At 59.4% G+C, this 23,632-nt stretch carries 29 protein-coding genes; 11 read left to right on the top strand and 18 right to left on the bottom strand.

The annotated features are described in order from the left end of the window. Positions 1-222: 222 nt before the first annotated feature. Positions 223-1,482 (bottom strand): N-acetylmuramoyl-L-alanine amidase, encoded by a 1,260-nt coding sequence (locus ACFVTJ_RS09595; RefSeq protein ID WP_386906675.1) that lies wholly within the window; start codon positions 1,480-1,482, stop codon positions 223-225. 645 nt (positions 1,483-2,127) lie between these two features. Here ACFVTJ_RS09595 and ACFVTJ_RS09590 point away from each other — a divergent pair. Next, entirely contained in the window at positions 2,128-5,034 is a 2,907-nt protein-coding gene (locus tag ACFVTJ_RS09590) for a ribonuclease E/G (protein ID WP_386906673.1), read from the top strand. Positions 5,035-5,125: 91 nt separating this feature from the next. Here the strand turns inward: ACFVTJ_RS09590 and ACFVTJ_RS09585 are convergent, their stop codons facing one another. The 3 genes from ACFVTJ_RS09585 to ACFVTJ_RS09575 form a co-directional block, all read right to left on the bottom strand. After that, the gene (locus ACFVTJ_RS09585; protein WP_386906671.1) at positions 5,126-5,830 is read right to left on the bottom strand and encodes an SDR family oxidoreductase; all 705 of its coding nucleotides are present in this window, start codon (positions 5,828-5,830) and stop codon (positions 5,126-5,128) included. A gap of 126 nt (positions 5,831-5,956) precedes the next feature. Next, on the bottom strand, positions 5,957-6,319 hold the full coding sequence (locus tag ACFVTJ_RS09580; protein ID WP_386906669.1) for an antibiotic biosynthesis monooxygenase family protein: 363 nt from the start codon (positions 6,317-6,319) through the stop codon (positions 5,957-5,959). Next, positions 6,316-6,642 carry an NIPSNAP family protein gene (locus ACFVTJ_RS09575; protein ID WP_386906933.1) on the bottom strand — a complete coding sequence of 109 codons (327 nt, stop codon included), beginning with the start codon at positions 6,640-6,642 and terminating at the stop codon, positions 6,316-6,318. Before ACFVTJ_RS09575 ends, ACFVTJ_RS09580 begins: the two co-directional genes overlap by 4 nt. Before the next feature lie 74 nt (positions 6,643-6,716). Between ACFVTJ_RS09575 and ACFVTJ_RS09570 the strand changes: the two genes are divergently transcribed. Continuing rightward, positions 6,717-7,400: an ArsR/SmtB family transcription factor gene (locus ACFVTJ_RS09570; protein ID WP_386906667.1), complete on the top strand. Its 684-nt coding sequence runs from the start codon at positions 6,717-6,719 to the stop codon at positions 7,398-7,400. Positions 7,401-7,427: 27 nt separating this feature from the next. Here ACFVTJ_RS09570 and ACFVTJ_RS09565 read toward each other — a convergent pair whose 3' ends face one another. After that, positions 7,428-8,585, bottom strand: a complete 1,158-nt coding sequence (locus ACFVTJ_RS09565; protein WP_386906931.1) for a pyridoxal phosphate-dependent aminotransferase — start codon at positions 8,583-8,585, stop codon at positions 7,428-7,430. Between the two features lie 173 nt (positions 8,586-8,758). On the opposite strand from ACFVTJ_RS09565, the gene ACFVTJ_RS09560 reads away from it, so the two are divergent. From ACFVTJ_RS09560 to aat, 5 genes are all read left to right on the top strand, one after another. After that, complete coding sequence (locus ACFVTJ_RS09560; protein ID WP_386906665.1) at positions 8,759-9,526, top strand: DsbA family protein; 768 nt, start codon at positions 8,759-8,761, stop codon at positions 9,524-9,526. A 125-nt stretch (positions 9,527-9,651) separates the two neighbouring features. Next, positions 9,652-10,089 (top strand): type II 3-dehydroquinate dehydratase, encoded by a 438-nt coding sequence (gene aroQ, locus ACFVTJ_RS09555; protein WP_063951153.1) that lies wholly within the window; start codon positions 9,652-9,654, stop codon positions 10,087-10,089. 25 nt (positions 10,090-10,114) lie between these two features. Further along, positions 10,115-10,597 carry an acetyl-CoA carboxylase biotin carboxyl carrier protein gene (accB, locus tag ACFVTJ_RS09550; RefSeq protein WP_386906663.1) on the top strand — a complete coding sequence of 161 codons (483 nt, stop codon included), beginning with the start codon at positions 10,115-10,117 and terminating at the stop codon, positions 10,595-10,597. 12 nt (positions 10,598-10,609) lie between these two features. Continuing rightward, on the top strand, positions 10,610-11,956 hold the full coding sequence (gene accC, locus ACFVTJ_RS09545) for an acetyl-CoA carboxylase biotin carboxylase subunit (protein ID WP_004441425.1): 1,347 nt from the start codon (positions 10,610-10,612) through the stop codon (positions 11,954-11,956). 6 nt (positions 11,957-11,962) lie between these two features. Then, positions 11,963-12,577 carry a leucyl/phenylalanyl-tRNA--protein transferase gene (aat, locus tag ACFVTJ_RS09540; protein ID WP_386906661.1) on the top strand — a complete coding sequence of 205 codons (615 nt, stop codon included), beginning with the start codon at positions 11,963-11,965 and terminating at the stop codon, positions 12,575-12,577. Positions 12,578-12,592: 15 nt separating this feature from the next. Here the strand turns inward: aat and ACFVTJ_RS09535 are convergent, their stop codons facing one another. From ACFVTJ_RS09535 to gatB, 5 genes are all read right to left on the bottom strand, one after another. Next, on the bottom strand, positions 12,593-13,030 hold the full coding sequence (locus tag ACFVTJ_RS09535) for a DUF2155 domain-containing protein (RefSeq protein ID WP_063951157.1): 438 nt from the start codon (positions 13,028-13,030) through the stop codon (positions 12,593-12,595). Between the two features lie 131 nt (positions 13,031-13,161). After that, on the bottom strand, positions 13,162-13,560 hold the full coding sequence (locus ACFVTJ_RS09530; protein WP_209088648.1) for an NADH:ubiquinone oxidoreductase subunit NDUFA12: 399 nt from the start codon (positions 13,558-13,560) through the stop codon (positions 13,162-13,164). Between the two features lie 109 nt (positions 13,561-13,669). Then, entirely contained in the window at positions 13,670-14,143 is a 474-nt protein-coding gene (locus tag ACFVTJ_RS09525) for a GNAT family N-acetyltransferase (RefSeq protein WP_386906658.1), read from the bottom strand. Continuing rightward, positions 14,140-14,637: a GNAT family N-acetyltransferase gene (locus tag ACFVTJ_RS09520; RefSeq protein WP_386906656.1), complete on the bottom strand. Its 498-nt coding sequence runs from the start codon at positions 14,635-14,637 to the stop codon at positions 14,140-14,142. Before ACFVTJ_RS09520 ends, ACFVTJ_RS09525 begins: the two co-directional genes overlap by 4 nt. Before the next feature lie 206 nt (positions 14,638-14,843). Continuing rightward, positions 14,844-16,349 (bottom strand): Asp-tRNA(Asn)/Glu-tRNA(Gln) amidotransferase subunit GatB, encoded by a 1,506-nt coding sequence (gatB, locus tag ACFVTJ_RS09515; RefSeq protein ID WP_386906654.1) that lies wholly within the window; start codon positions 16,347-16,349, stop codon positions 14,844-14,846. A 151-nt stretch (positions 16,350-16,500) separates the two neighbouring features. On the opposite strand from gatB, the gene ACFVTJ_RS09510 reads away from it, so the two are divergent. Further along, positions 16,501-16,833, top strand: a complete 333-nt coding sequence (locus ACFVTJ_RS09510) for a DUF1294 domain-containing protein (RefSeq protein ID WP_386906652.1) — start codon at positions 16,501-16,503, stop codon at positions 16,831-16,833. On the opposite strand, the gene ACFVTJ_RS09505 is transcribed toward ACFVTJ_RS09510, so the two are convergent. After that, on the bottom strand, positions 16,815-17,324 hold the full coding sequence (locus tag ACFVTJ_RS09505; protein ID WP_386906650.1) for a GNAT family N-acetyltransferase: 510 nt from the start codon (positions 17,322-17,324) through the stop codon (positions 16,815-16,817). The genes ACFVTJ_RS09510 and ACFVTJ_RS09505 overlap by 19 nt on opposite strands. A gap of 275 nt (positions 17,325-17,599) precedes the next feature. On the opposite strand from ACFVTJ_RS09505, the gene ACFVTJ_RS09500 reads away from it, so the two are divergent. Beyond that, on the top strand, positions 17,600-17,857 hold the full coding sequence (locus tag ACFVTJ_RS09500; protein ID WP_386906648.1) for a YjhX family toxin: 258 nt from the start codon (positions 17,600-17,602) through the stop codon (positions 17,855-17,857). Between the two features lie 55 nt (positions 17,858-17,912). On the opposite strand, the gene gatA is transcribed toward ACFVTJ_RS09500, so the two are convergent. The 3 genes from gatA to ACFVTJ_RS09485 form a co-directional block, all read right to left on the bottom strand. After that, positions 17,913-19,394 (bottom strand): Asp-tRNA(Asn)/Glu-tRNA(Gln) amidotransferase subunit GatA, encoded by a 1,482-nt coding sequence (gene gatA / locus ACFVTJ_RS09495; protein ID WP_386906646.1) that lies wholly within the window; start codon positions 19,392-19,394, stop codon positions 17,913-17,915. A 54-nt stretch (positions 19,395-19,448) separates the two neighbouring features. Continuing rightward, entirely contained in the window at positions 19,449-19,736 is a 288-nt protein-coding gene (gatC, locus tag ACFVTJ_RS09490) for an Asp-tRNA(Asn)/Glu-tRNA(Gln) amidotransferase subunit GatC (protein WP_386906644.1), read from the bottom strand. Between the two features lie 125 nt (positions 19,737-19,861). Beyond that, positions 19,862-20,566: a metal-dependent hydrolase gene (locus ACFVTJ_RS09485; RefSeq protein WP_386906642.1), complete on the bottom strand. Its 705-nt coding sequence runs from the start codon at positions 20,564-20,566 to the stop codon at positions 19,862-19,864. A gap of 84 nt (positions 20,567-20,650) precedes the next feature. Here ACFVTJ_RS09485 and ACFVTJ_RS09480 point away from each other — a divergent pair, with 84 nt between their 5' ends. Then, the gene (locus tag ACFVTJ_RS09480) at positions 20,651-20,953 is read left to right on the top strand and encodes an alkylphosphonate utilization protein (RefSeq protein ID WP_020012364.1); all 303 of its coding nucleotides are present in this window, start codon (positions 20,651-20,653) and stop codon (positions 20,951-20,953) included. A gap of 14 nt (positions 20,954-20,967) precedes the next feature. Further along, positions 20,968-21,447, top strand: a complete 480-nt coding sequence (gene ruvX / locus ACFVTJ_RS09475; RefSeq protein ID WP_386906640.1) for a Holliday junction resolvase RuvX — start codon at positions 20,968-20,970, stop codon at positions 21,445-21,447. Here the strand turns inward: ruvX and ACFVTJ_RS09470 are convergent. From ACFVTJ_RS09470 to ACFVTJ_RS09455, 4 genes are all read right to left on the bottom strand, one after another. Then, positions 21,399-21,716, bottom strand: coding sequence for a DUF6105 family protein (locus ACFVTJ_RS09470; RefSeq protein WP_386906638.1), 318 nt, complete (start codon positions 21,714-21,716; stop codon positions 21,399-21,401). The genes ruvX and ACFVTJ_RS09470 overlap by 49 nt on opposite strands. After that, positions 21,713-21,874 (bottom strand): hypothetical protein, encoded by a 162-nt coding sequence (locus ACFVTJ_RS09465; protein ID WP_386906955.1) that lies wholly within the window; start codon positions 21,872-21,874, stop codon positions 21,713-21,715. Before ACFVTJ_RS09465 ends, ACFVTJ_RS09470 begins: the two co-directional genes overlap by 4 nt. Positions 21,875-22,123: 249 nt before the next feature. Next, positions 22,124-22,768 (bottom strand): TetR/AcrR family transcriptional regulator, encoded by a 645-nt coding sequence (locus tag ACFVTJ_RS09460; protein ID WP_386906636.1) that lies wholly within the window; start codon positions 22,766-22,768, stop codon positions 22,124-22,126. 152 nt (positions 22,769-22,920) lie between these two features. Continuing rightward, positions 22,921-23,532: a GNAT family N-acetyltransferase gene (locus ACFVTJ_RS09455; protein ID WP_386906634.1), complete on the bottom strand. Its 612-nt coding sequence runs from the start codon at positions 23,530-23,532 to the stop codon at positions 22,921-22,923. Positions 23,533-23,632 lie beyond the last annotated feature (100 nt).

Raw genomic sequence — 23,632 nt, 5'->3', positions numbered from 1 at the left:
GCCGGAATGGCAGCATTCGCTGATATGTTACCGGGCCACAAGCCCGCAATTACGCACCGACGCTTTACGGACTGCCACCGAATCCGGTTTCCGAGTAACGCGGCGAATGTGAGTAAAATAGGGCTCGGGGTCGTTAATCGACCGCAAGCCCAAGAATTGAACAGCTTTTTCCACGATCAATGGCAGGGAGGCAACAGGGTCTCCACCGCACCGACTCCGCCATCAGCCGCCGTTCGCCAAGGCCTTGGAACGGTATCGGCCGACGGCCGTTGCCAAAGTGTCGGCGACCTTTTTGCGCCACTCGGTGTCGAGAAGCAGCTTTTCGTCTTCCGGATTGGAAAGGAAACCAAGTTCAAGAAGCACCGACGGCACGTCATGGGCGCGCAGGACCATGAACCCGGCGTAACGGTGCGGATTGTTGATGAGGCCGACCTGCCCCTCGAAGGAAGAGACGATGTTTTCAGCGAGCGTTACCGAAAATGCCTGGGTTTCACGGCGGGTAAAGTCGAGAAGAATATCGGCGACCTCAGGCGGCTCGCTGGAGGCGGCGACGCCCGCGATCTGGTCGGACTTGTTTTCGCGCTCCGCCAGCTCCTGGGCCTGCCGGTCGGATGCCCGGTCGGACAGGGTATAAACGGTCGCGCCGCGAATGCCTTTCTGCTTCAGCGTATCCGCATGAAGGGAAATAAAGAGATTGGCGTTGTTCTGGCGGGCGATCGTCACCCGTTCGGACAGGGCGAGGAACGTGTCGGAATCGCGCGTGAGAAAGGCCTTAATGCCGGGTTCGCGGTTCAACCGCTCTACGAGTTCCTTCGCAAAGGTCAAAGTGATGACCTTCTCCTCGGTGCCTGTCGTGCCTCCGGTGGCGCCTGCATCGATGCCGCCATGGCCGGCATCGACCGCGATGACAAATTCCGCCGGTCGGGAAGTCTTGTCATCAGGCGTGATCGCGGCTGTCGTCACCGGGGCTGGCGCCCGCCATTGCTGGTCCTTCACAAGTTCCGCAAACTTGCCCTTGGTGGTGATCTCGGTATCGAGAACGAAACGGAAGGACTGTCCGTCATCAGCCTTCTTCGTTTCCGCAACCGACACCTGAACCGGCTTTTTCGCCGTCAGCACGATGCGGGCGCTGTTCTGACCCATGGTGCCGAAGCGTATATCCGAAAACAGGCCGGTCGGTTTGAGGTCCGACGTGGGAAAGGCGAAATTTACGGCGGGAAAGTCGATCACGATGCGGGCGGGCGAATCGAGATAGTGAACGTCGAATTCCGGCTCTTCGGCAAAGTCGAGAACGATCCGTGTGCGCGCCTCATCGCCGATGATCCGTGCCTGGTGGGCAACGAGCGGCTCCACCGCATGGGCCACAGGCACGACAGAGACAGAAGTGGCAACGAGAAATGCAAGAGCAGCCGAGGCCCGCGCGATTCGCGCGCCAAGCCGCCCTGCCCCACCTGAAATCGCTGCGTTGCGCGTGAAATTCATGGCCTTCGAGAAATTCCGTATATCAGTCGTTTTTGATGAATAGCGCGGGAAAACGCCGGTAACGGTGCCGTTTCAACCACGCCGTACGATAGTTTGCGCCTTTGCGCCCCACAATCGCAGGCCTTGGTGAACCAATTGTTAACCCGGAAATTCCACCAATAATATGGCATATTTAGCCAGCCTATTGCTATTATGACAGAGAAAACATACAACATGGAGGAGGGTTAAAAGTGTTGACGGGATAGATGCCCGCCGGCTGCCAATCGAAAAAGACGCTGGCGCTGCATATCGGGCAATCATCTGCCGTCGTTACATTTATCCTGAAACTGGATCAATTCCGGCCGTGGCCGGAGACCTACCCGGTGGTCATGCCACCGCCGCTCTGAGGAGAGCAAATTCATCGGACCCCAAGGGGTCTATATATTATTGTCGTTCCGCCTGGCCAATGATGTCGCAGCAGTTTTCATATGAACCGGATACCAGGAGCAGGCCAAGCGCCTCGCCGTCGGTCCGGATGCTGCCAGTTTACAGAGGCCCGGCAGGAGACTTCATTTCCGGCACATCCTTGCACTCATATGAAAGGCTCGTCCGTGTGGCGGGCCTGTTCTCGTATAAAACAAGGCTGCGCCGAGGAGCACAGCTTACATGGCAGACAAAATGCTTATCGACGCCTCCCACGAAGAGGAGACACGCGTAGTCGTTGTCCGTGGGAACCGGATCGAAGAATTCGATTTTGAATCGGAGCACAAAAAACAGATCCGCGGCAATATCTATCTTGCCAAGGTTACGCGCGTTGAGCCTTCCCTCCAGGCGGCCTTCGTCGATTACGGTGGAAATCGCCACGGCTTTCTCGCTTTTGCGGAAATCCATCCGGATTATTACCAGATCCCGCTCGCGGACCGTCAGGCCCTGCTGAAGGCGGAAGCCGAGGATCACCGCCGCAGCGACGATTTCGAATCGGCCGATGCGCCTGAGCCCGCTGCACCGATGATCGACCTTTCGCAGGTAGATCAGCCGGATGTCGGCATTGTTTCCGCACGCGAAACCACCGAGACCGTTGTCACGGAAGAAGCTGCACCCGTGGTGGAAGCGGTTTCCGAAGAAGCGGCCGTCGAGGTCGTCGCGGAAGAAGCGCCCGCCGAGGAAGAAAAGCCGAAGAAGCGTGCCCGCCGCCCCCGCGCCAAGAAGAAAACTGCTGAAGAAGAAGCAGCCGCAGCCGAGACAGCCGAGGCCTCTTCCGAAGATGACGGCAGCACCGGCGGCGAAATGGCAGCAATGGTCGACACCGATACGATTTCCGAGGAAGTCGAAGGTCTTCGTCGCGGCAATGACGATGATGACGACGACGATGATGACGATCATCACGAAAAGGAAGTCATCGAATCCGTCGGCGCCGAAGACGCCATGGAAGAAGTTCCCGATCGTGTCGCCCGCAAGCCGCGCAAGCAGTATCGCATTCAGGAAGTCATCAAGCGCCGCCAGATCCTTCTGGTACAGGTCGCCAAGGAAGAACGTGGCAATAAGGGTGCCGCACTCACCACCTATCTGTCGCTTGCCGGCCGTTACTCCGTGCTCATGCCGAACACGGCGCGCGGCGGCGGCATTTCCCGCAAGATCACCCAGCCGACCGACCGCAAGCGCCTGAAGGAAATCGCGCGCGATCTGGAAGTGCCGCAGGGCATGGGCGTCATTCTGCGTACCGCAGGCGCCAACCGCACCCGCGTCGAGATCAAGCGCGACTTCGAATATCTGATGCGCCTGTGGGAAAACGTCCGCACACTGACGCTGAATTCCACGGCTCCCTGCCTCGTTTACGAGGAAGGTTCGCTGATCAAGCGTTCGATCCGCGATCTCTATAACAAGGATATCAGCGAGATCATCGTTTCCGGCGAAGAAGGCTATCGTGAAGCGAAAGACTTCATGAAAATGCTGATGCCGAGCCACGCCAAGGTGGTTCAGCCTTACCGCGACATTCACCCGATCTTCTCTCGCTCCGGCATCGAAGCGCAGCTCGACCGCATGCTGCAGCCCCAGGTCACGCTGAAGTCCGGTGGTTACCTCATCATCAACCAGACCGAAGCGCTGGTTTCGATCGACGTCAACTCGGGCCGTTCGACACGCGAGCATTCCATCGAAGAGACCGCGCTGACGACCAACCTGGAAGCTGCTGAAGAAGTGGCACGCCAGCTGCGTCTGCGCGACCTCGCGGGTCTTGTCGTCATCGACTTCATCGACATGGAAGAAAAGCGCAACAACCGCGCTGTCGAGAAGAAGCTCAAGGATTGCCTGAAGAACGACCGCGCCCGCATCCAGGTCGGCCGCATCTCGCATTTCGGCCTTCTGGAAATGTCGCGCCAGCGCATTCGCGCTTCGGTGCTGGAATCGACCACGCAGGTCTGCCAGCATTGCGGCGGCACGGGCCATGTCCGCTCGGAATCCTCCATCGCGCTGCATGTGCTGCGCGGCGTCGAGGAATATCTGCTGCGCAACACCACCCACAACATCACCGTGCGCTGCACGCCGGAAACGGCGCTCTACCTGCTCAACCACAAGCGTGGCACGATCGTCGATTATGAAGGCCGCTTCGGCGTCTCCATCATCATCGCTGCCGATGCCGGTGTCGGTGCACAGCATTTCGCCATCGATCGCGGTGAAGCCGTCGAAAATCCGGTGAAGATCGAAAGCCTCATCCAGATGCTGCCGAACTTCGTCGAAGAAGAAGACGATATCGTCATCGAGGCGGAAGAGGACGAAGACGAGGAAGAAATCGTCAAGGCCGAGAGTGCCCAGCCGCGTCAGCAGCCGCAGGGCGACAATGGTGAGGACGGCAAGCGCAAGCGCAAGCGTCGCCGCCGTCGTCGTGGCAAGGGCGGACAGAACGACCAGAACGGTGTGCTCGATGGCCAGTCCGGCACAGATGCGGAAGGCGACGATGCCGAAGGTGAAGACGATGGCGTCGAAACCGATGAGGCAGGCGCAGATGCCGACAACGGTACCACGGAAGCGGTAACGTCCGACGAAGACGGCAAGCGCAAACGCCGCCGTCGCGGCAAGCGTGGCGGCCGCCGCAACCGTGCGGAAGACGAGGCACTCGACGCTGCAGACGCCGAAGCCGGCGAGGAAGGCGAAAGCGAAGAGATTTCCGCCGAAGCATCCGTGAGCGAAGAACCGACCGCCGCCGAAGTGGTGGAAGATGCCGTCGCCGACGTCGTTGAGGTTGAAGCCCCGAAGAAGCCGCGCCGCACCCGCAAGGCAAAGGTAAAGACTGAATCCGAAGAGGCGCCTCAGGCCGAAGCCGTCGCAACGGTGGAGCCGGTGATCGTCAAGGAAACCGTCGTCGACGTTGCCATCGAAGAAGCAGGTGAAGCCTCGTCCGATCTCGCTCCGGAAGCAGAAGCAACGGTGAACGAAGAAAAGGTCCGCGCGAACCGGGGCAGCAATGTCTCGCATTCGGAGCCAGTGGTGACCTCTTCCGGTTCACCCGCAACGCCTGAAGGCGACGAGCCCAAGCCGCGCAAGGGCGGCTGGTGGCAGCGCAAAGGCTTCTTCTGAGAGAAGTGACACTGAATAAAAAACGCCCGTAACATCGTTGCGGGCGTTTTGTTTTGTCTATGCAAGAATGAGGATCGATAATAACCGTCCGTCAAACAGACCGCGTCAGCCCGCCGTCAACCCGGATATTCTGCCCGGTAATATACCCTGCCCCTTCAGACGCGAGAAATGCCACGGTGGCAGCAATCTCCTCGCTTTTGCCGTAGCGCTGCATCGGCACGCTGTCACGACGTTCTTCCGTCGCCGGCAGGCTGTCGATCCAGCCGGGCAGGACATTGTTCATGCGCACATTGTCGGCCGCATAGGTGTCGGCGAAAATCTTGGTGTAGGAGGCAAGGCCGGCGCGGAACACCGCCGAGGTCGGGAACATGCTGCTCGGTTCGAAAGCCCAGGCCGTCGAGATGTTGACGATCGCACCGGCCTTCTGCCTCACCATGATAGGCGCAATGATCCGTGTCGGGCGAATGACATTCATCAGGTACACATCGAGGCCGGTATGCCATTGCTCGTCGGTAATATCGAGAATGGAGGCGCGTGGGCCATGCCCCGCGCTATTCACCAGCACGTCGATGCGGCCGAACGTCTCGAGCGCCTGATCCGTCAGCCGCTGGAGATCGTCATTCGACTGGTTGGAGCCGGTCACGCCGATACCGCCCAGCTCCTTCGCAAGCGCTTCTCCCTTGCCGGAGGAAGACAGGATTGCGAGCCTGTAACCGTCCGCCGCCAGACGTTTCGCCACGGCTGCCCCCATGCCGCTGCCACCTGCCGTTACAATTGCCACTTTTTCTGCCGACATTGCCTTCTCCTTGTCCAATCCGACGGGTTGCCCTGCACCCCATTGTCCCATTTATAACGGGTTTGAGAGGCGAATTCGAACCAGAAAGCCTTGCACCGGCATACAGAAAAACTGATGCTGGAAATCTCAGCCCAGGCTGTTCCCCTTTGGATGGGCGATCCGGCTGTCGGCTGGCGCTTCCTGCCGTTCCTGTAAGCCATAATCGCGGGTCACATGTGCAATACGCAACCTATAGTCTGAAAAGACACCGCCACGGCCCCGGGCTTGTGCTGCGCGATGTGGCACGGTGTTGCGCCAGGCTTTCACCGCCTCCTCGTCCCGGAAGAATGACAGGGAAAGCATCTTCTCCGGATTGCTGATGCTCTGAAACCTCTCGACAGACAGAAAACCATCGATGGTTTCGAGTTGCGCCCGCAGGCCAGCGGCGATGTCGAGATAATGCTGTTTCTCGCCCTCAGCCGGCCAGACCTCGAAGATGACGGCGATCATTGCCCGCCGCCCGTCTGCGGAGCAGAGGCGAGGCGCAGGAACAGCCGGTCCTCACGGCGGATGAACTGTTCACGGCGGGCGAATTCATAGTTTTCCCGCCCTGCAGGGTCGGCGGCTAGTCGCGCCCTGTAGGCTTCGTAAGCGGCAAGATTTTCAATGTTGTAGACTCCATAGGCGATCGTGCTCGATCCCTCTTTCGGCGCGTAATAACCGATGAGATCAGCACCGCAGCGCGGGATCGCCTCACCCCAGTTGCGGGCATATCGATCGAAGGCATCGACTTTGAAGGGGTCGATCTCGTAGCGAATGAAACAGGTCAACATCGTCTTTCTCCTCATGTTCTGCCTCTCCTGTTTAAGCCATTGCCTCGCCTCAATGCTTCGGCTACCATCGAACTATGAAAGACGGACCTCTTATCGCCAATGTCGCCGCCCTGATCGGCGACCCTGCCCGCGCAAACATCTTGACGGCGCTGATGGATGGACGCGCGCTGACGGCAAGCGAGCTTGCGGAGGCGGCCGGCGTGACCCTGCAAACCGCCAGCGGACACCTTTCCAAGCTTTCAGAGGCGCAGTTGCTGAAGGCGGAAAAACAGGGGCGTCATCGCTATTTCCGTCTCTCTGACGAAGATGTGGCGCAGGTGCTGGAAGCCTTGATGGGGCTTGCGCAGCGCACAGGCGCGATCCGTGTACGCACGGGACCGAAGGACAAGGCACTGCGAGAAGCGCGCATCTGCTACGACCACCTCGCCGGGGAAAGCGGCGTCGCGCTGCTTGCGGCCATTACCGCCAGAGGATTGGTGACCTCAGGTGATGACCCCGCCCTCACGGATGCTGGGCGTGACTTTTTCTCCAGCTTCGGCATCGATCTTTCGCCACTCGAAAAAGCACGCCGGCCAGTGTGCCTGCATTGCCTGGACTGGAGCGAGCGCCGCCATCACCTCGGCGGCGGGCTCGGCGCATCGCTGCTTGATGCCATGCAGCAGCGCGACTGGCTACGCCGCGGAAACGGTCGCGTGCTGACCTTCACGGCAAAAGGCGAAAAAGCTTTTGTCAGCACCTTCGGCTGCGCCCCCGCCTGATGGTGTGAGGAGGCGGGCGTCGCGGACTTATTTCAGCCAGCCAGCGATACGCCCCACCGCCTCGGCAATGTCAGATACCGAACCCGCATAGGAAATGCGCAGCGCCCTGTGGCCTTCCTCGGGATCGAAATCCATGCCCGGTGTCGCCGCCACATCGATTTCCGCCAGCATGCGCTTGGCAAAATCCATGCTGTCATTAGAAAAGCGGCTGGTATCGACATAGGCATAAAACGCGCCATCCATGGGCGACGCCAGCGGAAGGCCGATTTCCGGCAGACGCGCCATCAGGAAATCGCGGTTGGTGCGATAACTCTCTCTGTAAACATCGAGCTCTTCCGCTGCCGAAAAGGCTGCGGCCGCGGCAAGCTGTGAGAGTTCCGGTGGTGAGATATAAAGGCTCTGGGCCAGGCACTCGACCGGACGGACGAGATTTTCCGGCAACACCATCCAGCCGATGCGCCAGCCGGTCATGCAATAATATTTGGAGAAGGAATTGATGATCACAGCGCTATCGGTGATTTCGAGCGCACTTGTCTCCTCCCCGACGAAGGTCAAGCCGTGATAAATCTCGTCGGAAATGAAGGCCAAGTCACGGCTCTCGCAATAGGTCGCCAGCCGCTTCAGCGCTTCGCGGCCGGTAACCGTGCCGGTCGGATTGGCGGGGCTTGCCAAAAGCACGCCCTTCAGCTTGCAGCCTGCTTTCGTTTCCGCGCGTTCCAGGCTTGCCGGCGTCAGCGTATAACCGGTTTCTGCCGTGACCGGCACTTCCACGACATTGAGGCCGAGCGCTTTCAGAATATTGCGATAAGCGGGGTAACCGGGCCTTGCGATGGCGACGTAGTCGCCAGCATCGAAAAGGCTGAGGAAGGCAAGATTGAAAGCCGCGGACGAACCTGTCGTCACCGCAATGCGGGCCGGATCGATGGCGACCTGATGGCGCAGCCGGTAATGGCCGGCGATTGCCTCACGCAGTTCGCGCAGGCCGAGCGCATCGGTGTAACCGATGCGCCCATGTTTCAGCGCCTCTTGCGCCGCTGCCAGCGAGGCTTTCGGTGCGGGGTGGGAAGGCTGGCCGACCGCCATGGAAATGACGGGGCGTCCCGCCTGCCTGCGCCTGTTCGCTTCCGCCAGAATATCCATGGCGTGAAAGGGTTCGACGGCGCTCCGCTTCGAGATCGTTATCAAGGGCATGCTCTTTCCTGAACCGTATTTCGCAGACTTGCAGCAGAATCACAATCTTCACAATCGTGAGACCATAATGCGGACAAGTATTTTTGCCGTATGGCATTTGGCTTAAAGTAAGGTAATTGCCTTCATGAGATTCCAAGAGGCTTCGGCCGCACAGAATGAGGACCGATATGGCGCATTTTCTCCGTTCCACCCTTCTTGCCAGCGTGACGGCCCTTTCGACGGTATTCGCCTCCCTGCCCGCCCATGCGCTCGATGAGCAGCAGAAGAGGGAGATGGGCGAGTTCATCAAGCAGTATCTGATCGAGAACCCTGAAATCATGCTGGAGGTTCAGGACGCGCTTGAACGCAAGCAATATGCGTCGCGCAACGCCAAGGCTGCGGAAGCGGTTGCCGACAACAAGAAGGCCATCTTCGAATCGAAATATGACATGGCGCTCGGCAATCCCGATGGCGACGTCACGCTGGTCGAATTTTTTGACTATAATTGCGGTTATTGCAAACGCGCCATGGGCGACATGGACAATATCCTGAAGGGCGACAAGAAGGTGCGCGTCGTCCTCAAGGAGTTTCCGATCCTTGGGCCGGAATCGGTTGCCGCGCACCGCGTCTCCAACGCCGTAAAGCTTTTGGCGCCTGCCAAATATGCCGAATTCCAGCGCACCCTGCTCGGCGGCCGTGGACGGGCCAATGAGGACAGCGCCATGGAAGTCGCGACCTCGCTTGGCCTCAAGGAAGCCGATATCCGCAAGTCCATGGCGGAAAACCCCAATGATGCGCAGGTGCAGGAAACCTACAAGCTGGCAAACAGCCTCGGCATCACCGGAACTCCTTCCTATATCGTCGGCAACGAGGCGGTTTTCGGTGCCGTTGGCGCTGACCCGCTGAAGGAAAAAATCGCCAACATGCGCAACTGCGGTAAAGCCACCTGCTCGTGATTCACACGAAAGGGCTTTATTGGTTGTGAGATAAGGGCCAGCCCCTGCGCTTTAGGGCTTGCAGGGGCTTTTCCTTGAAGGCTGCGCAGTCTATAGGTGTCGCTGATTTTCTTATGGAAACGCGAATGAGCAACATCATCATCGTCATCAACGGCCCCAATCTCAACATGCTGGGAAAACGGGAACCGGGTATTTACGGTGGCAAAACGCTGAAAGACATAGAAAACGATTGTGTAAACGCCGGCGCCGAACTCGGTTTTTCGGTGGAGTTTCGGCAATCCAACCACGAGGGCGTGCTTGTGGACTGGCTGCACGAGGCGGGCGAGCGGGCGGCGGGTGTCGTCATCAATCCCGGCGCTTACAGCCATACCTCCATTGCCCTGCACGACGCCATTCGCGCAATTTCGACTCCGGTCGTGGAAGTGCACATCTCCAATATCCATGCACGGGAAGAATTCCGTCACAAATCGATGGTCTCGCCCGCAGCCAAGGGCATGATCTGCGGTTTCGGACCATATGGATACGTCATGGCGCTTCACGCGCTGAAGAACATCACGGCATAAAAAGAAACAAAGAATAGGGTTTGTCATGTCTGAAAAGAAACAGGGTATCGACAAGGAACTGATCCGCGAACTCGCGAATATCCTCAACGATACCGACCTTTCGGAAATCGAAGTGGAGCAGGAAGACCTGCGCATTCGCGTCTCCCGCGCCGCTCCCGCTCCCGCAACGGTCTATGCTGCAGCGCCCGCTGCTTATGCGCCCGCGCCGGCAGCTCCCGCTGCCGCACCGGCAATCGCAGCACCGGCTGCACCTGCAGCACCCGCCCGCAACCCGGCCAACACCGTGTCCTCGCCGATGGTCGGCACGGTCTATCTGTCGCCTGCCCCGGGCGCACGTCCCTTCATCGAAGTGGGCGCGACCGTCAAGGAAGGCCAGACCATCCTCATCGTTGAAGCCATGAAGACCATGAACCAGATCCCGGCCCCCAAGTCCGGCAAGGTCGTGGAAATCGTCGTGAACGACGCTCAGCCCGTGGAGTATGGTGAAGCCCTCGTGGTCATCGAATAAAGGCGGTTCAGCATGGTTTCGAAGATCCTCATAGCCAATCGCGGCGAGATTGCGCTGCGCGTCCTGCGCGCCGCCAAAGAGCTTGGCATTCCGACGGTAGCCGTACACTCCACGGCCGACGCGGATGCCATGCATGTGCGCCTTGCCGACGAGAGTGTCTGCATCGGCCCGCCGCCTTCGCGTGACAGCTACCTCAACATCCACCAGATCGTTGCAGCCTGCGAAATCACCGGTGCGGACGCCGTTCACCCCGGTTACGGCTTCCTGTCGGAAAATGCAAAGTTCGCCGATATTCTCGACGCGCATGGCATTACCTTCATCGGACCAACCGCCGAACATATCCGCATCATGGGCGACAAGATCACCGCGAAGCAGACGGCGCAGGAACTCGGCATTCCCGTGGTTCCCGGTTCCGATGGCGAAGTGAAGCCTGAAAACGCGCTCGAAATCGCCCGAACAATCGGCTTCCCGGTCCTCATCAAGGCGACGGCGGGCGGCGGTGGTCGCGGCATGAAGGTGGCGAAGACCGAGGCCGATCTGGAAGAGGCGGTTGCGACTGCCCGTTCCGAAGCGGCGGCAGCCTTCGGCAACGACGCCGTCTATATGGAAAAGTACCTCGGCAAGCCACGCCATATCGAGGTGCAGGTGTTCGGCGACGGTGAAGGCAACGCCATTCACCTCGGAGAGCGCGATTGCTCCCTGCAGCGCCGTCACCAGAAGGTTCTGGAAGAAGCCAATTCTCCGGCTCTGACCGTCGAACAGCGCATGAAGATCGGCGAGATTTGCGCGAGCGCCATGCGCAAGCTGAAATATCGCGGTGCCGGTACCATCGAGTTCCTTTATGAAAACGGCGAGTTCTATTTCATCGAAATGAACACCCGCCTGCAGGTGGAGCATCCGGTTACGGAAGCCATCACCGGCATGGATCTCGTGCAGGAACAGATTCGCGTCGCATCAGGCCAGGGCCTGTCGGTGACGCAGGCAGATATCGAATTCCATGGTCACGCCATCGAATGCCGTATCAATGCCGAAGACCCGCGCACCTTCGTTCCCTCGCCGGGAACGCTGACCTATTTCCACACGCCGGGCGGCCTTGGTGTGCGCGTCGATTCCGGCGCCTATCAGGGCTACAAGATCCCGCCCTATTACGACAGCATGATTGGCAAGCTGATCGTTCACGGCCGCGACCGTGACGAGTGCATTCGCCGCCTGCGTCGGGCGCTCGATGAGTTCGTCGTCGACGGCATCAAGACCACGCTTCCGCTTTTCCAGGATCTCCTTCAGAACGAAGATATCCTGAAGGGCGATTACGATATTCACTGGCTGGAGAAATACCTGGCCGGTGACGCGTCTCACTAAGACGATATGGCTGGGCGGCGCGGCAGAAATAACGACATAACGGTCGACATTCTGCTGCGCGCCTACGCCGCCGGCCTGTTTCCCATGGCCGACTCTGCCGATGACCCCGAGCTGTTCTGGGTCGAGCCGGAAATCCGCGGCATTATTCCCCTAAACAATTTTCACGTTTCCAAAAGCCTCGCCAAAGCGATGCGCAAAAAGCCGTTCGAGATACGCTTCGACACTGCCTTCGAAGCGGTTATGGCGGGATGTGCTGCCGAAGCCCCGGACCGACCCAGCACCTGGATCAACGCGACCATTCGCCGTCTCTATACCGAGCTTCACGAAATCGGCCACGCCCACAGTGTCGAGGCCTGGGAAGGCGATGAGCTTGTCGGCGGGCTTTACGGTGTCTCGCTGGGGGCTGCCTTCTTCGGCGAGAGCATGTTCTCCCGCCGCACCAATGCCTCCAAGATATGTCTTGTGCATCTGGTGGAAAGATTAAGAGCTGGTGGTTTCGTGCTGCTGGACACGCAGTTCACGACCGAGCATCTGAAGACATTCGGTGCAATCGACGTGCCGAAGCTGGAATATGCGAAAATGCTAGACCTAGCCGTCAACCGGCCAAGCCTGCGATTCTAAAAACTTGACGTTAGATTATTTGCTTGCAGTTGAGGGAGCGGGAACGTCCGAATCCTGCTTGCAGCCCGTCAGCCATACGTCGTAGATCGGGTGCTCCACGGCATTGAGGCCGGGGCTATCAGCGAACATCCAGCCCGTGAAAATCCGCTTGATCTTGCGGTCGAGGGTGATCTCATCAACCTCGACAAAAGCGTCGATCTTCTGGGTTTCCGTCTGGTCACGGGAATAACAGACTTTCGGCGTTACCTGAAGCGCGCCGAACTGCACCGTCTCATCGATATAGACATCGAAGGACGTGATGCGACCGGTGATCTTGTCGATGCCGGAAAACACCGCGACGCGGTTTTCCAGACGGGCGGCGGAGACGGGCGATACGAGGAGAACAGCAGAGACCGCTGCAAACAGCGAAACTGTCAGCGCACGCAAAGAACGATCCCGCGTGAATTTCCTCATACGATATGTCTCCAAATATTTGCCTATGTCGAACCGCCGACCGGATCAACGCCTAAGGGCGGAATGTGGCAAAAACCGGTGAGAGCGGAAGCAAGCGCGATGTTTTGCACAACACCGCGCATCACGAGAGCTTAGTTGCCGGGCGTCCAGGCGTCGTAGTCGCCCGTCACGCGCGGGCGCTCGCCGGCAACGGCCAGCGACCCTTGAGGGCGATAGGCCTTGGAGGAACCAGTGAGGTTTGGCTGGTGCGGCTTCTGCCAGTCGCGTGCTGCGTAGCTTTCCTGGCTCGGCGGAACGTCGGTGCGGTAATGCATCCAGCCGTGCCAGCCGGGAGGAATGGCCGAGGCTTCGGCGTAACCATTATAGATTACCCAGCGGCGCGGCATGCCCCAGGAGGTGGTGCCGCCTTCGTAATAGGTGTTGCCGAACTCGTCCTGTCCTACCTTCTTGCCGAAACGCCAGGTGTGAAACCGCGTTCCGATCGTCTGGCCATTCCACCAGGTGAAGATTTGCGTCAGGAGAGTCTTCATTCTACGTTCCTCGGGCTTGAATGCGCCGCAGCGATTTTCCGTGCGCGGCACAAGACATGCTTATGCCGCCCCTCACGGCAATTGTCCAGCATTTCGAGATATATCCGCGCTATTTCAGCGTCATCCTGAAGCCCAGATGCCGCTTCTCGAAACCCAGCCGCTCGTAGAAGCGATGCGCATCGAGCCGCGCCATGTTGGAGGTGAGCTGCGCGGCTTTCAGTCCCTGACGGCGGGCTTCATCAAGACAATAGTTGATCATCACCGCGCCGATGCCGAGACCGCGCATATCGGCGCGTGTCTGCACCGCCTCGATCACCATCGACTTCGCCCCTCGCCCAACGAGCTTGGTGAGGATCGCCGTCTGAAAGGTGCCGACCACCTCGCCATCCAGTTCGGCGACGTAAAGCGTTTCGCTCGGCGACGCCTCGATTGCCCGGAAGGCGGCAAGATAATCGAGCCGCGCCGATTCGTCCGCCGTATCGCCGTGGCCGCCGATCTCGTCAGCCGCAAAAATGGCGGCGAGTGCCGGTAGATCGTCTTCACGGGCCGTTCGAATTATCAGATGTTCCAGGGTCTCATTCATCGGGTCAGGCTCTTTTCCATCACGATGCCAGGCAGCCCCTCGATACCCGCCATGCGCTCGATTCGGTCCACCTCGACAAATCCGACGCCTTCATAGAAGTTGATTGCGACAGTATTTTTGGGCTCGACCTCAAGCCGCATGATTTCCGCATCCGGGAAGCAGGTTTCAAGCTCCGCGAACAGATCGCGGCCAACGCCCTGCCGCTGAAGATCGGGCGCGACATACAGCTGGTGGAGCAGAGCCGTCTTCGCCATCTTGGTCGACATGGAGCCGTAAGCCATGCCGCCGATCCGCTTGCCGTCATCGGCAACAAGGAACTCGCCACCCTTCTTCTCCACGCGGTCTTTCATGGCCTGTGGCGAATGCCAGGCGGCTATCAGCTCATCGACCTTATCCGCGCCGTAGATCGCGTCATAGGTGGCGTGCCATGTCGTCGCGAGCAGGGCCCGGACCGGCTCGATGTCACGCAGGCTGGCTGTGCGGATGAAAAACATGATCTGGCTCCGTCTTGAAACAGAAATGCCGGGCGTTGATCCCGGCAGAAGTGATGTCAGTCCCTCGTACCCGACGTCATCCTCGGGTCTGTCCCGAGGATCTGAGCACGTTCGACCTTGTGGGTCGTTAGATCCTCGGGACAAGCCCGAGGATGACGGATGAGAGCTTTCTGCCTCGATACCTGTGAGCACGAGGCAGCGTCCGCTTACTCTTCCTCGATACCGAGCTTCGCCTTCACGAGCGCCTGCACCGCCTGCGGGTTGGCCTTGCCGCCCGTCGCCTTCATGACCTGACCGACGAACCAGCCGGCAAGCGTCGGCTTTGCCTTCACCTTCTCGACCTGATCCGGGTTGGCGGCGATGATCTCGTCGACGGCCTTTTCGATGGCGCCGGTATCGGTCACCTGCTTCATGCCGCGGGCTTCAACGATCTCGGCCGGATTGCCGCCCTCGTTCCAGACGATCTCAAACAGGTCCTTAGCGATCTTGCCGGAGATTGTCTCGGCCTTGATGAGATCGATGATGCCGCCGAGCTGTTCGGGCGACACCGGCGTCGTCTCGATGTCCTTGCCAGACTTGTTCAGCGCGCCGAGTAGGTCGTTGATGACCCAGTTCGCGGCAGCCTTCGGATCGCGTCCGGCCGCGACGGCTTCGTAATAATCGGCAATCGCCTTTTCCGAAACGAGGATCGAGGCGTCATAGACCGACAGGCCGAGATCGGCGACGAAACGGGCCTTTTTGTCATCAGGCAGTTCCGGCAGATCGACCTTCAGCGCTTCCACGAAGGCGTCGTCAAATTCGAGCGGCAGCAGGTCCGGATCGGGGAAATAGCGATAATCATGCGCATCTTCCTTGGAGCGCATGGAACGCGTTTCGCCCTTGCCGGGATCGAACAGGCGGGTTTCCTGATCGATGATGCCGCCATCTTCCAGAATGGCGACCTGGCGACGCGCTTCATATTCGATGGCCTGACCGACGAAGCGGATGGAGTTGACGTTTTTGATTTCGCAGCGCGTGCCGAAGCCTTCGCCCGGACGGCGCACGGAGACGTTGACGTCGGCGCGCATGGAGCCTTCATCCATGTTGCCGTCGCAGGTGCCGAGGTAGCGCACGATGGAGCGCAGCTTGGTGAGATAGGCCTTCGCCTCATCCGACGAGCGCATGTCGGGCTTGGAGACGATTTCCATCAGCGCCACGCCCGAACGGTTCAGGTCGACGAAGGACATGGTCGGGTGCTGGTCGTGCATGGACTTGCCGGCGTCCTGCTCCAGATGCAGGCGCTCGATGCCGATTTCGATATCCTCGAAATTGCCCTGACGATCGGGACCAAGCGAAATGGTGATGGTGCCCTCACCGACGATCGGATCCTTGAACTGCGAAATCTGGTAGCCCTGCGGCAAATCGGGATAGAAGTAATTCTTGCGGTCGAAGATCGAGCGGTTGTTGATCTTGGCCTTGAGGCCGAGACCGGTACGCACCGCCTGCTTCACGCATTCCTCGTTGATAACGGGCAGCATGCCGGGCATGGCCGCATCCACCAGCGACACGTTGGAATTCGGCGCGTTGCCGAAGGTAGTGGAGGCGCCGGAGAACAGCTTGGAATTGGAGAGAACCTGCGCGTGGACCTCCATGCCGATCACGATTTCCCAATCGCCAGTGGCGCCGGGAATGAAGCGTTTCGGGTCGGGGGTGCGCACGTCTACAAGGGTCATCTGAAGCTCACGATATACGGGTTCTTTGGCCTTGGTGGGTAGAACAAATGGAGCGCGGGCGCAAGACATCTTGCGCCCCGTCACGCCCGGCCTACCATTTTCGAGAGTGCCGGATACGCGTTTTTTACGCTTGGCGGTTTCAAATCATGCTATGGAAATGATGACCCTCTGCCTGATCGGCTATATCGGCTTTAATCTCTTCGTTTTCCTTGTCTATTGGTGGGACAAGGAAGCCGCGAGACGTGACGGATGGCGTATACGGGAAAGCACGCTGCTCCTGCTGGCTCTTCTGGGTGGCAGCGCGGGCGCTATCTCGGCACAGCGACTGCTGCGTCACAAAACGCGCAAGGAGCCATTCCGCAGTATCCTCCTGTCGATCGTGATATTGCAGGCCGGCCTTATCGCATCGCTTGCGATCATGCCGGCCTGGCCAGCGCGGTTGGCGGGCGCGCTGCAAACGCTCTCTCAAAACCCTGGTCCGTAAAGCCCGCTCTCGATCTCGGCCAACTGTTTTTGCAGACCCACCGATTGCACCTCGCGGTCCAGCTTCGGCGCATAAGAAACGGAGAGCCAGCGCACGCTATAGCCGTGGTGTCGGAAAAAGGCGACGGCCGGTTCGTTCTGGGCGTGTGTCTCTAGCCGGATGGTCTCGAAACCCTTGTCCTCTATTAGTCTTTCCATATCTACGAGCAGGCGGCTGCCGACGCCCCTGCGTTGAAAATCGGGATCAATCCAGAAGTCGGAAATAGCCTCGTCAAAATGCTCACGCGCGGCCCAACCCGCAACCGAGCCGCCCAGTTCCGCGACTCGGATGGCAAGCCACGATGAGCGGGTGAAATTGGAAAAGGCGCTGGCCGCATTGTCGTAAAGCGTAGGTGTGATGCCGAGAGCCGCGGTCGCCTGCCGCCATGCCCTGATGCCGATGGCCGCAAGGACTTCCGCTTCCCGCTCAAGCGCATTGCGAATGACAATCAAGCCGCGCCCTCCTTGGCCATGAAAATTAAACCATTGCGGGTGCGATTCGGCCAGTGTGCTTTTGCCGGGCAGGCCACCGACTTGACCCTGCTGGACTTGCCCGCTATCCAAAAGAAGCAAGAACGGAGTTTCTATGTTCGCTCAATCGGAGTCCTGGTAAAGGCCCTGCCCGCAAGTTTCTTGCGCGCCGGGCCAGATGAAACCGAGCCGGATGCCCTTAACGGCACCCGGGTTTGCTTTCACGCGTCTAGAAGACGCCGACCGGACTTCAAACAATGGACATTTCCCGCGCGGAACAGCGCATTCTTCACCTACTCGCCCAGGGCGGCAGAATTGAACTCGTTCGAGACGACGCCCGCAAAATTGAAAAACTTTCGCTCTTCACGCGCGAAGGATGGATTTTCAGCGGCCTCGATCTCCTCACCTTCCGCAAGCTGGAAAGCAAGAGAGCCATCGCCTCCTCCGGTGGCAAGCCCTACCGCATCACCACGCGCGGGCTGGAACTCGTGAGGGGTGAGTTGAACAACCGATGACACAAAACGGGCGGCGTTTGACGCCGCCCGTCCTATAAAGCTTAGGTGAGACCGCTTACCACCACTTGGCAGGCGTGAACTTACCGGCTGCCTGCTCGATGGCGTGTGCCGTCGTGAACAGAGTTTCTTCCTCGAAAGGCTTGCCGATGAGCTGAAGGCCGAGCGGGAGGCCCTTGCCGTCGAGACCGGCAGGTACCGAGAGGCCCGGAAGACCGGCCATATTGACCGTGATCGTGAAGACGTCCTGCAGGTACATCTTCACCGGATCGGAGGCGAGCTCCTCGTCACCCACAGCGAAAGCGGAAGACGGGGTGATCGGGGCCAGAATGGCGTCGACGCCCTCGTGGAAGACGTTTTCGAAGTCGCGCTTGATCAGCGTGCGGACCTTCTGCGCCTTGAGATAATAGGCGTCGTAATAACCGGCCGAAAGCACATAGGTGCCGACCATGATGCGACGCTGCACTTCCTTGCCGAAACCGGCGGCGCGGCTCTTTTCGTACATGTCGGCAATGTCCTTGCCATCGACGCGCAGGCCGTAGCGGACACCGTCATAACGGGCGAGGTTGGACGACGCTTCTGCCGGTGCGACGATGTAATAGGCGGGCAGTGCATATTTGGTGTGCGGCAGCGAAATATCGACCACCTCGGCACCGGCATCGCGCAGCCATTCGACGCCCTTTGCCCAAAGCTTTTCGATTTCGTCAGGCATGCCATCGACGCGGTATTCCCGGGGGATACCGATCTTCAGGCCCTTCAGCGACTGGCCGATGGCCTTTTCGTAATCCGGCACGGGAAGGTCAACCGAGGTCGTGTCCTTGGCGTCGACGCTTGCCATGGTCTTCAGCAGGATGGCCGCGTCGCGCACGTCGCGGGCGATCGGGCCAGCCTGATCGAGCGACGAGGCATAAGCGACGATGCCGAAGCGCGAGCAGCGACCGTAAGTCGGCTTGATGCCGACAGTGCCGGTAAAGGCCGCCGGCTGGCGGATGGAGCCGCCGGTGTCGGTGGCGGTTGCGCCAGCGCAGAGATGTGCAGCGACGGCTGCGGCCGAACCGCCCGAGGAGCCGCCGGGTACCAGCTTCTGCTCGGAACCATTCGCGCGCCACGGGTTGATGGCCGGGCCGTACCAGGAGCTTTCATTGGACGAGCCCATGGCGAATTCGTCCATGTTAAGCTTGCCGAGCATGACGGCGCCCTGATCCCAGAGGTTCTGGGTGACGGTGGATTCGTATTTGGGCTTGAAGCCATCGAGGATGTGCGAGCAGGCCTGCGTGTGAATGTCACGCGTTGCGAAAAGATCCTTCACGCCGAGCGGAATGCCTTCCAGCTCACCCGCGGAACCCGCGGCGATACGACCGTCGGAAGCTTTCGCCATCTCGCGCGCCTTCTCAGGCGTCGTCGCGACATAGGCGTTCAGTGCGCCGTTGGCGGCATCGATCGCGGAGAGATAGGCATCGGTCAGCTCAAGGGCGGAAAAATCTTTCGCCTTCAGCTTCTCGCGGGCTTCGGCAATGGTCAGGCTCGTCAGGTCGGTCATGGTCGGCAACGGCTTTCGAAAATCTCGGAAAAATCAGGCGACAAGATGGATCGATTATTCGACCACTTTCGGCACCATGAAGAAATTGCGATCGGTCGCGGGCGCATTGGCGACGATGTCATCCGCTTTGTTGCCGTCGGTCACCTCGTCGGCGCGCTTCTTCATCGCGACCGGTGTTACCGACGTCATCGGCTCGACGCCGTCGACATTCACTTCCGAAAGCTGCTCCACGAAACCGAGTATGCCATTCAGCTGGCGGAGCATATTCTGCGCTTCGTCTTCGGTGACAGCGATACGGGCAAGGCGCGCAACGCGCTTTACGGTGGCGAGATCGACGGACATGGTTCTACTCCGGTCAGAATTTTCCTACCCGCTATAATCACCATGTCCGTCCTTCGCAACGGTAGAAAGCATGTCGAGTCAAACTGGGCATCGGTTTTGCAGCAACGACATGCAGCTGCGAAACGTCAGAAGGACAATATATCGCCAGCCTTGGGCGTGTGGACGCGGGCTGCTGCCCCTTCCATGCCAGCCACGAACTTGTCCGGGGTCTGGTCAATGATCGGGAAGGAACCATAGTGGCAGGGAATAACATTGCCGAACTCGAAGAAGCGTTGGCAGGCGAGCGCCGCCACGGCACCGCCCATGGTAAAGCGATCGCCGATCGGCACGAGGCCGATATCCGGCTGGTGCAGCTCATTGATAAGCTTCATGTCCGAGAAGATGTCGGTATCGCCCATGTGATAGACGGCCGGACCGTCTTCGAAATGCAGCATCAGGCCATTGGCATTGCCGAGCGAATGGGAAACGCCATCTTCGGTGATCTGGGCGGAGGAATGCAGCGCATTGGTGAAAGTGACGGAAAAACCGTCGAAGTGCACGGTGCCACCGGTATTACCCATGTCGACCTTCGCGACACCCTTGGCGGAAAGCCAGGCGGCGAGATCGGCATTGGCGAGCACGGTCGCACCCGTCTCGCGGGCAAGCTGCACGGTATCTCCGACATGGTCACCATGGCCGTGAGTCAGCAGAATATGGGTGACGCCTTCGGCTGCCGACTTCCCATCCTGCCCTGCAAAACCGGGATTGCCGGTGAAAAACGGATCGATGAGAATCTTCGCGCTGCCGTTTTCCAGACGGAAGGCGGAATGGCCGAGCCAGGTGATTTTCATGGGAAGTTCTCCTTTGTATTGCCGGTATAATATGACATAGGACGGCCTGAACAACCGCACTACCGATAATTTAGAGAGGCGACAATGGCCGCTGACAATGACGATTATGTGTACGACGAAGCGACCGGCGAATGGCGCCCTGCTTCCGAACTGGCCGCAGAAGCGGCACGCGCGAAGGAAGTGCGCGATGCAGCAGGCAATGTCCTTGAAGATGGCGATTCCGTGACCTTGATCAAGGATCTGAAGGTCAAGGGAACCAGCACCGTCATCAAGCAGGGCACCGTGATCAAGTCGATCCGCCTCACCGATAATCCTGAAGAGATCGATTGCAGGCATGATGCGGTCAAGGGTCTGGTGCTGCGCACCGAATTCGTCCGCAAGCGATAAGGACAGCACGCGACATGGCAACACTCACCATCGAGGAACTGGCGCAGACACTTCAGCCTGCACAGGCAATTGCCGGCCTCGACCTTGGTACAAAAACCATCGGGCTCGCCATGTCGGATCTGTCGCGGCGTTTTGCGACACCGCGACCCGTCATCAAGCGCGTGAAATTCACGCTGGATGCGGAGGTGCTGCTGGCCTTCGCTGAAAAGGAAAAGGTCGCCGCCTTCATCATCGGCCTGCCGATGAACATGGACGGCTCCGCCGGGCCCCGCGTGCAGGCAACCCGCGCCTTCGTGCGCACCATGGGCGAAAAAACCGCCCTGCCCTTTGTTTATTGGGATGAGCGGCTTTCGACCGTTGCGGCGGAGCGCGCGCTTCTCGAAATGGATGTGTCTCGCGCCAAGCGGGCCGAACGCATCGATTCGGCGGCTGCGAGCTTCATTCTTCAGGGTGCGCTGGACAGGCTTTCCGCACTCACCCGCGCGGCAGACTGACGGCCCTGCCACCAGGTGTAAATCTGCTTGCGCTTGCGGAAACCGAGAATCGCAAAGACGATCAAGCTGTCGACCGCAATAGCACGCGCCACAAGCGGCGGCAGGCTTTCCGGCGGAAGACCGAGAATATTGCCGTAAATCTCGAAGACGAGATCATGGGTTTGGCGCGTCAGCATGTAGAAGCCGAAGCTCATGTCGTAATAGGAAAGCCAGTACCAGCTGCCCAGCAGCGCAACGGGACCGGCCCAGAGGATTAAAAACCACTTCATGCCGTCTGCCCCCGCGCGAAAAACGTATCGGGAATGCCAGCAAGCACCGCCCAGCGCACCACAGCCATCAGGCAGAGGTTCAGCGCCGGCGCGTCGATATCCAACGGCAGCATAGCAAAAAACGTCATCATGACGCCCAAGGCTGTCCAGCGGCTCACTTGCGGCTCCCTTATGCGCAGTCATTGCGCATGGTTAACATTTCGTTAATCCACACTGGACCCGCCGTTGTGGCGAGGCAAATGAAAGCTGTCATTATGGTTAACGACGGGCGGGCGAGTTGTGGAAAAGAATGTGTTCCCGTGAACGGACGGAAGCACCGGGCGGTTGCGCACCCGGTGAAAACATGGCTGATTTTTCGTTAATTTCGGGCTTGCCTCGGGTATTTCAACCCTCGCCGGCAACGCGTGTCAGCCGTAAACGCCGCGCACCAGTCTTTTGACCGCGGTGATGATCTTGTCCCAGTCCCGGTCAGATTTGAGCGGCACGCCGGCGAACTGGCCGCTGGTGGCAGCGGAGATGACGAGGTGCTGAATGGCGGCAAACAGCACGGCATTGACGGCGGCGGTATCCACACCCTTCGGCGCAGCCAGCGAGCCGCGCATGCGCTCCAGCCATTTGCCCAGCGACTTGGCGCGCGCTTCAGCCAGCTGGCGCACCTGCGGCGAACCATCTGACACTTCCCAGGCGATGATCTTGCAAACGAGCGGGTCGCTGCGCAGCGCATCAATGAAATAAAGCGCCAGCTTTTCCATGAGATCACCGTAGGTCAGCAGAAACATGCCGCCGGTGTCTTCGGGAATGCGATCCTTCACCCAGGAACCGAGATCCTCGCCGATCGCCTCGATCAGGCCATCAAGGCCGCCGAAATAACGGTAGATGAGCTGCTTGTCGCAGCCGGCGCGGCGGGCGACGGCATTGATGCCGAACCCCTGAAAGCCCTCTTCGGCAAGCAGCGACCGCGCCGCATTAAAAATCGCCTTCTCGGTCTGGGCGCGATCCTTGATGCGCTTTTCCGGTCTGTCGGCTGAAATCGCCTCTGCGGTCGCCAGCATGATTCCCTACCCGTGTTTTTCGAAGGCCTGACCACAGGGGTTAACAAAGCATGAAGGGAAGAACAATGTGGCGGGGAGATTGGGCGAAAGGTTCCTGTGGATGAAGGGTTCAAGCCGCGTTTACTGGCCGGTATTCCTCGCATTCAGCCAGCTTACTCCAGCGCCATCCCAAACCAGACGCTGCCGGGAGTTTCGTGGCTGTCCAGGCGTTTGAACCCACGCGTTTCCCAGAACCGCATGCCCGCATGGTTACGTTCGCTGGCGCCGAGGTGGATGCCGTAGACGTTGTTCTGCCTCGCCATGTCGAGCCAGCGCGACAGAAGCCGCGTGCCGCCGCCTTTTCCCTGTGTGCGCGGCAAAAGGTTCATGTGGATATGGGCCGGAAAGGGATCGGTCAGCCAGGAAGGCGTGCGCCGCGGGTGATGGATGAAATGGGCGCGGCGCTGGTCGGCATCCCATGTTTCATGGTCGCCACCGGGATCGGGATAGAGCGCGCGCAGGTGCGGCCACCATTCCTGCTCCAGCCGTTCCTCGTAGGCAGCAGTATCGAGCGCGCCGGCGATGTAGCCGCAGACACCCTCCTCATCCTCGGCCACGAAAACGGCATCGGGCCAGAGATGAAGATAGGGCACGGAATAGATATGCCCCACCATGCGGCCATCATTGTAAAGCGGAGTGGCATCCTGCCCGGCATCGCCGGTAGCAAGGCTTATGGCGTAGAGCGCATCTTCATCTTCGGGACGGGCGGAGCGGAAGGTCAGCATTTACGAGCGCCCTCCGTCTTTTCGCGCACACACGCGTCAGCCGTCTGAAAGACAGGAATACTCGCCACGCATTTTCTCAAATCCGATACCCCTCCCAAAG

The sequence above is a fragment of the Agrobacterium sp. NPDC058088 genome, from assembly GCF_042885035.1.
GTDB lineage: Bacteria > Pseudomonadota > Alphaproteobacteria > Rhizobiales > Rhizobiaceae > Agrobacterium.
The sequence above is the reverse complement of the archived record's forward strand: the minus strand, read 5'-3'. Positions and strand labels throughout refer to the sequence as shown.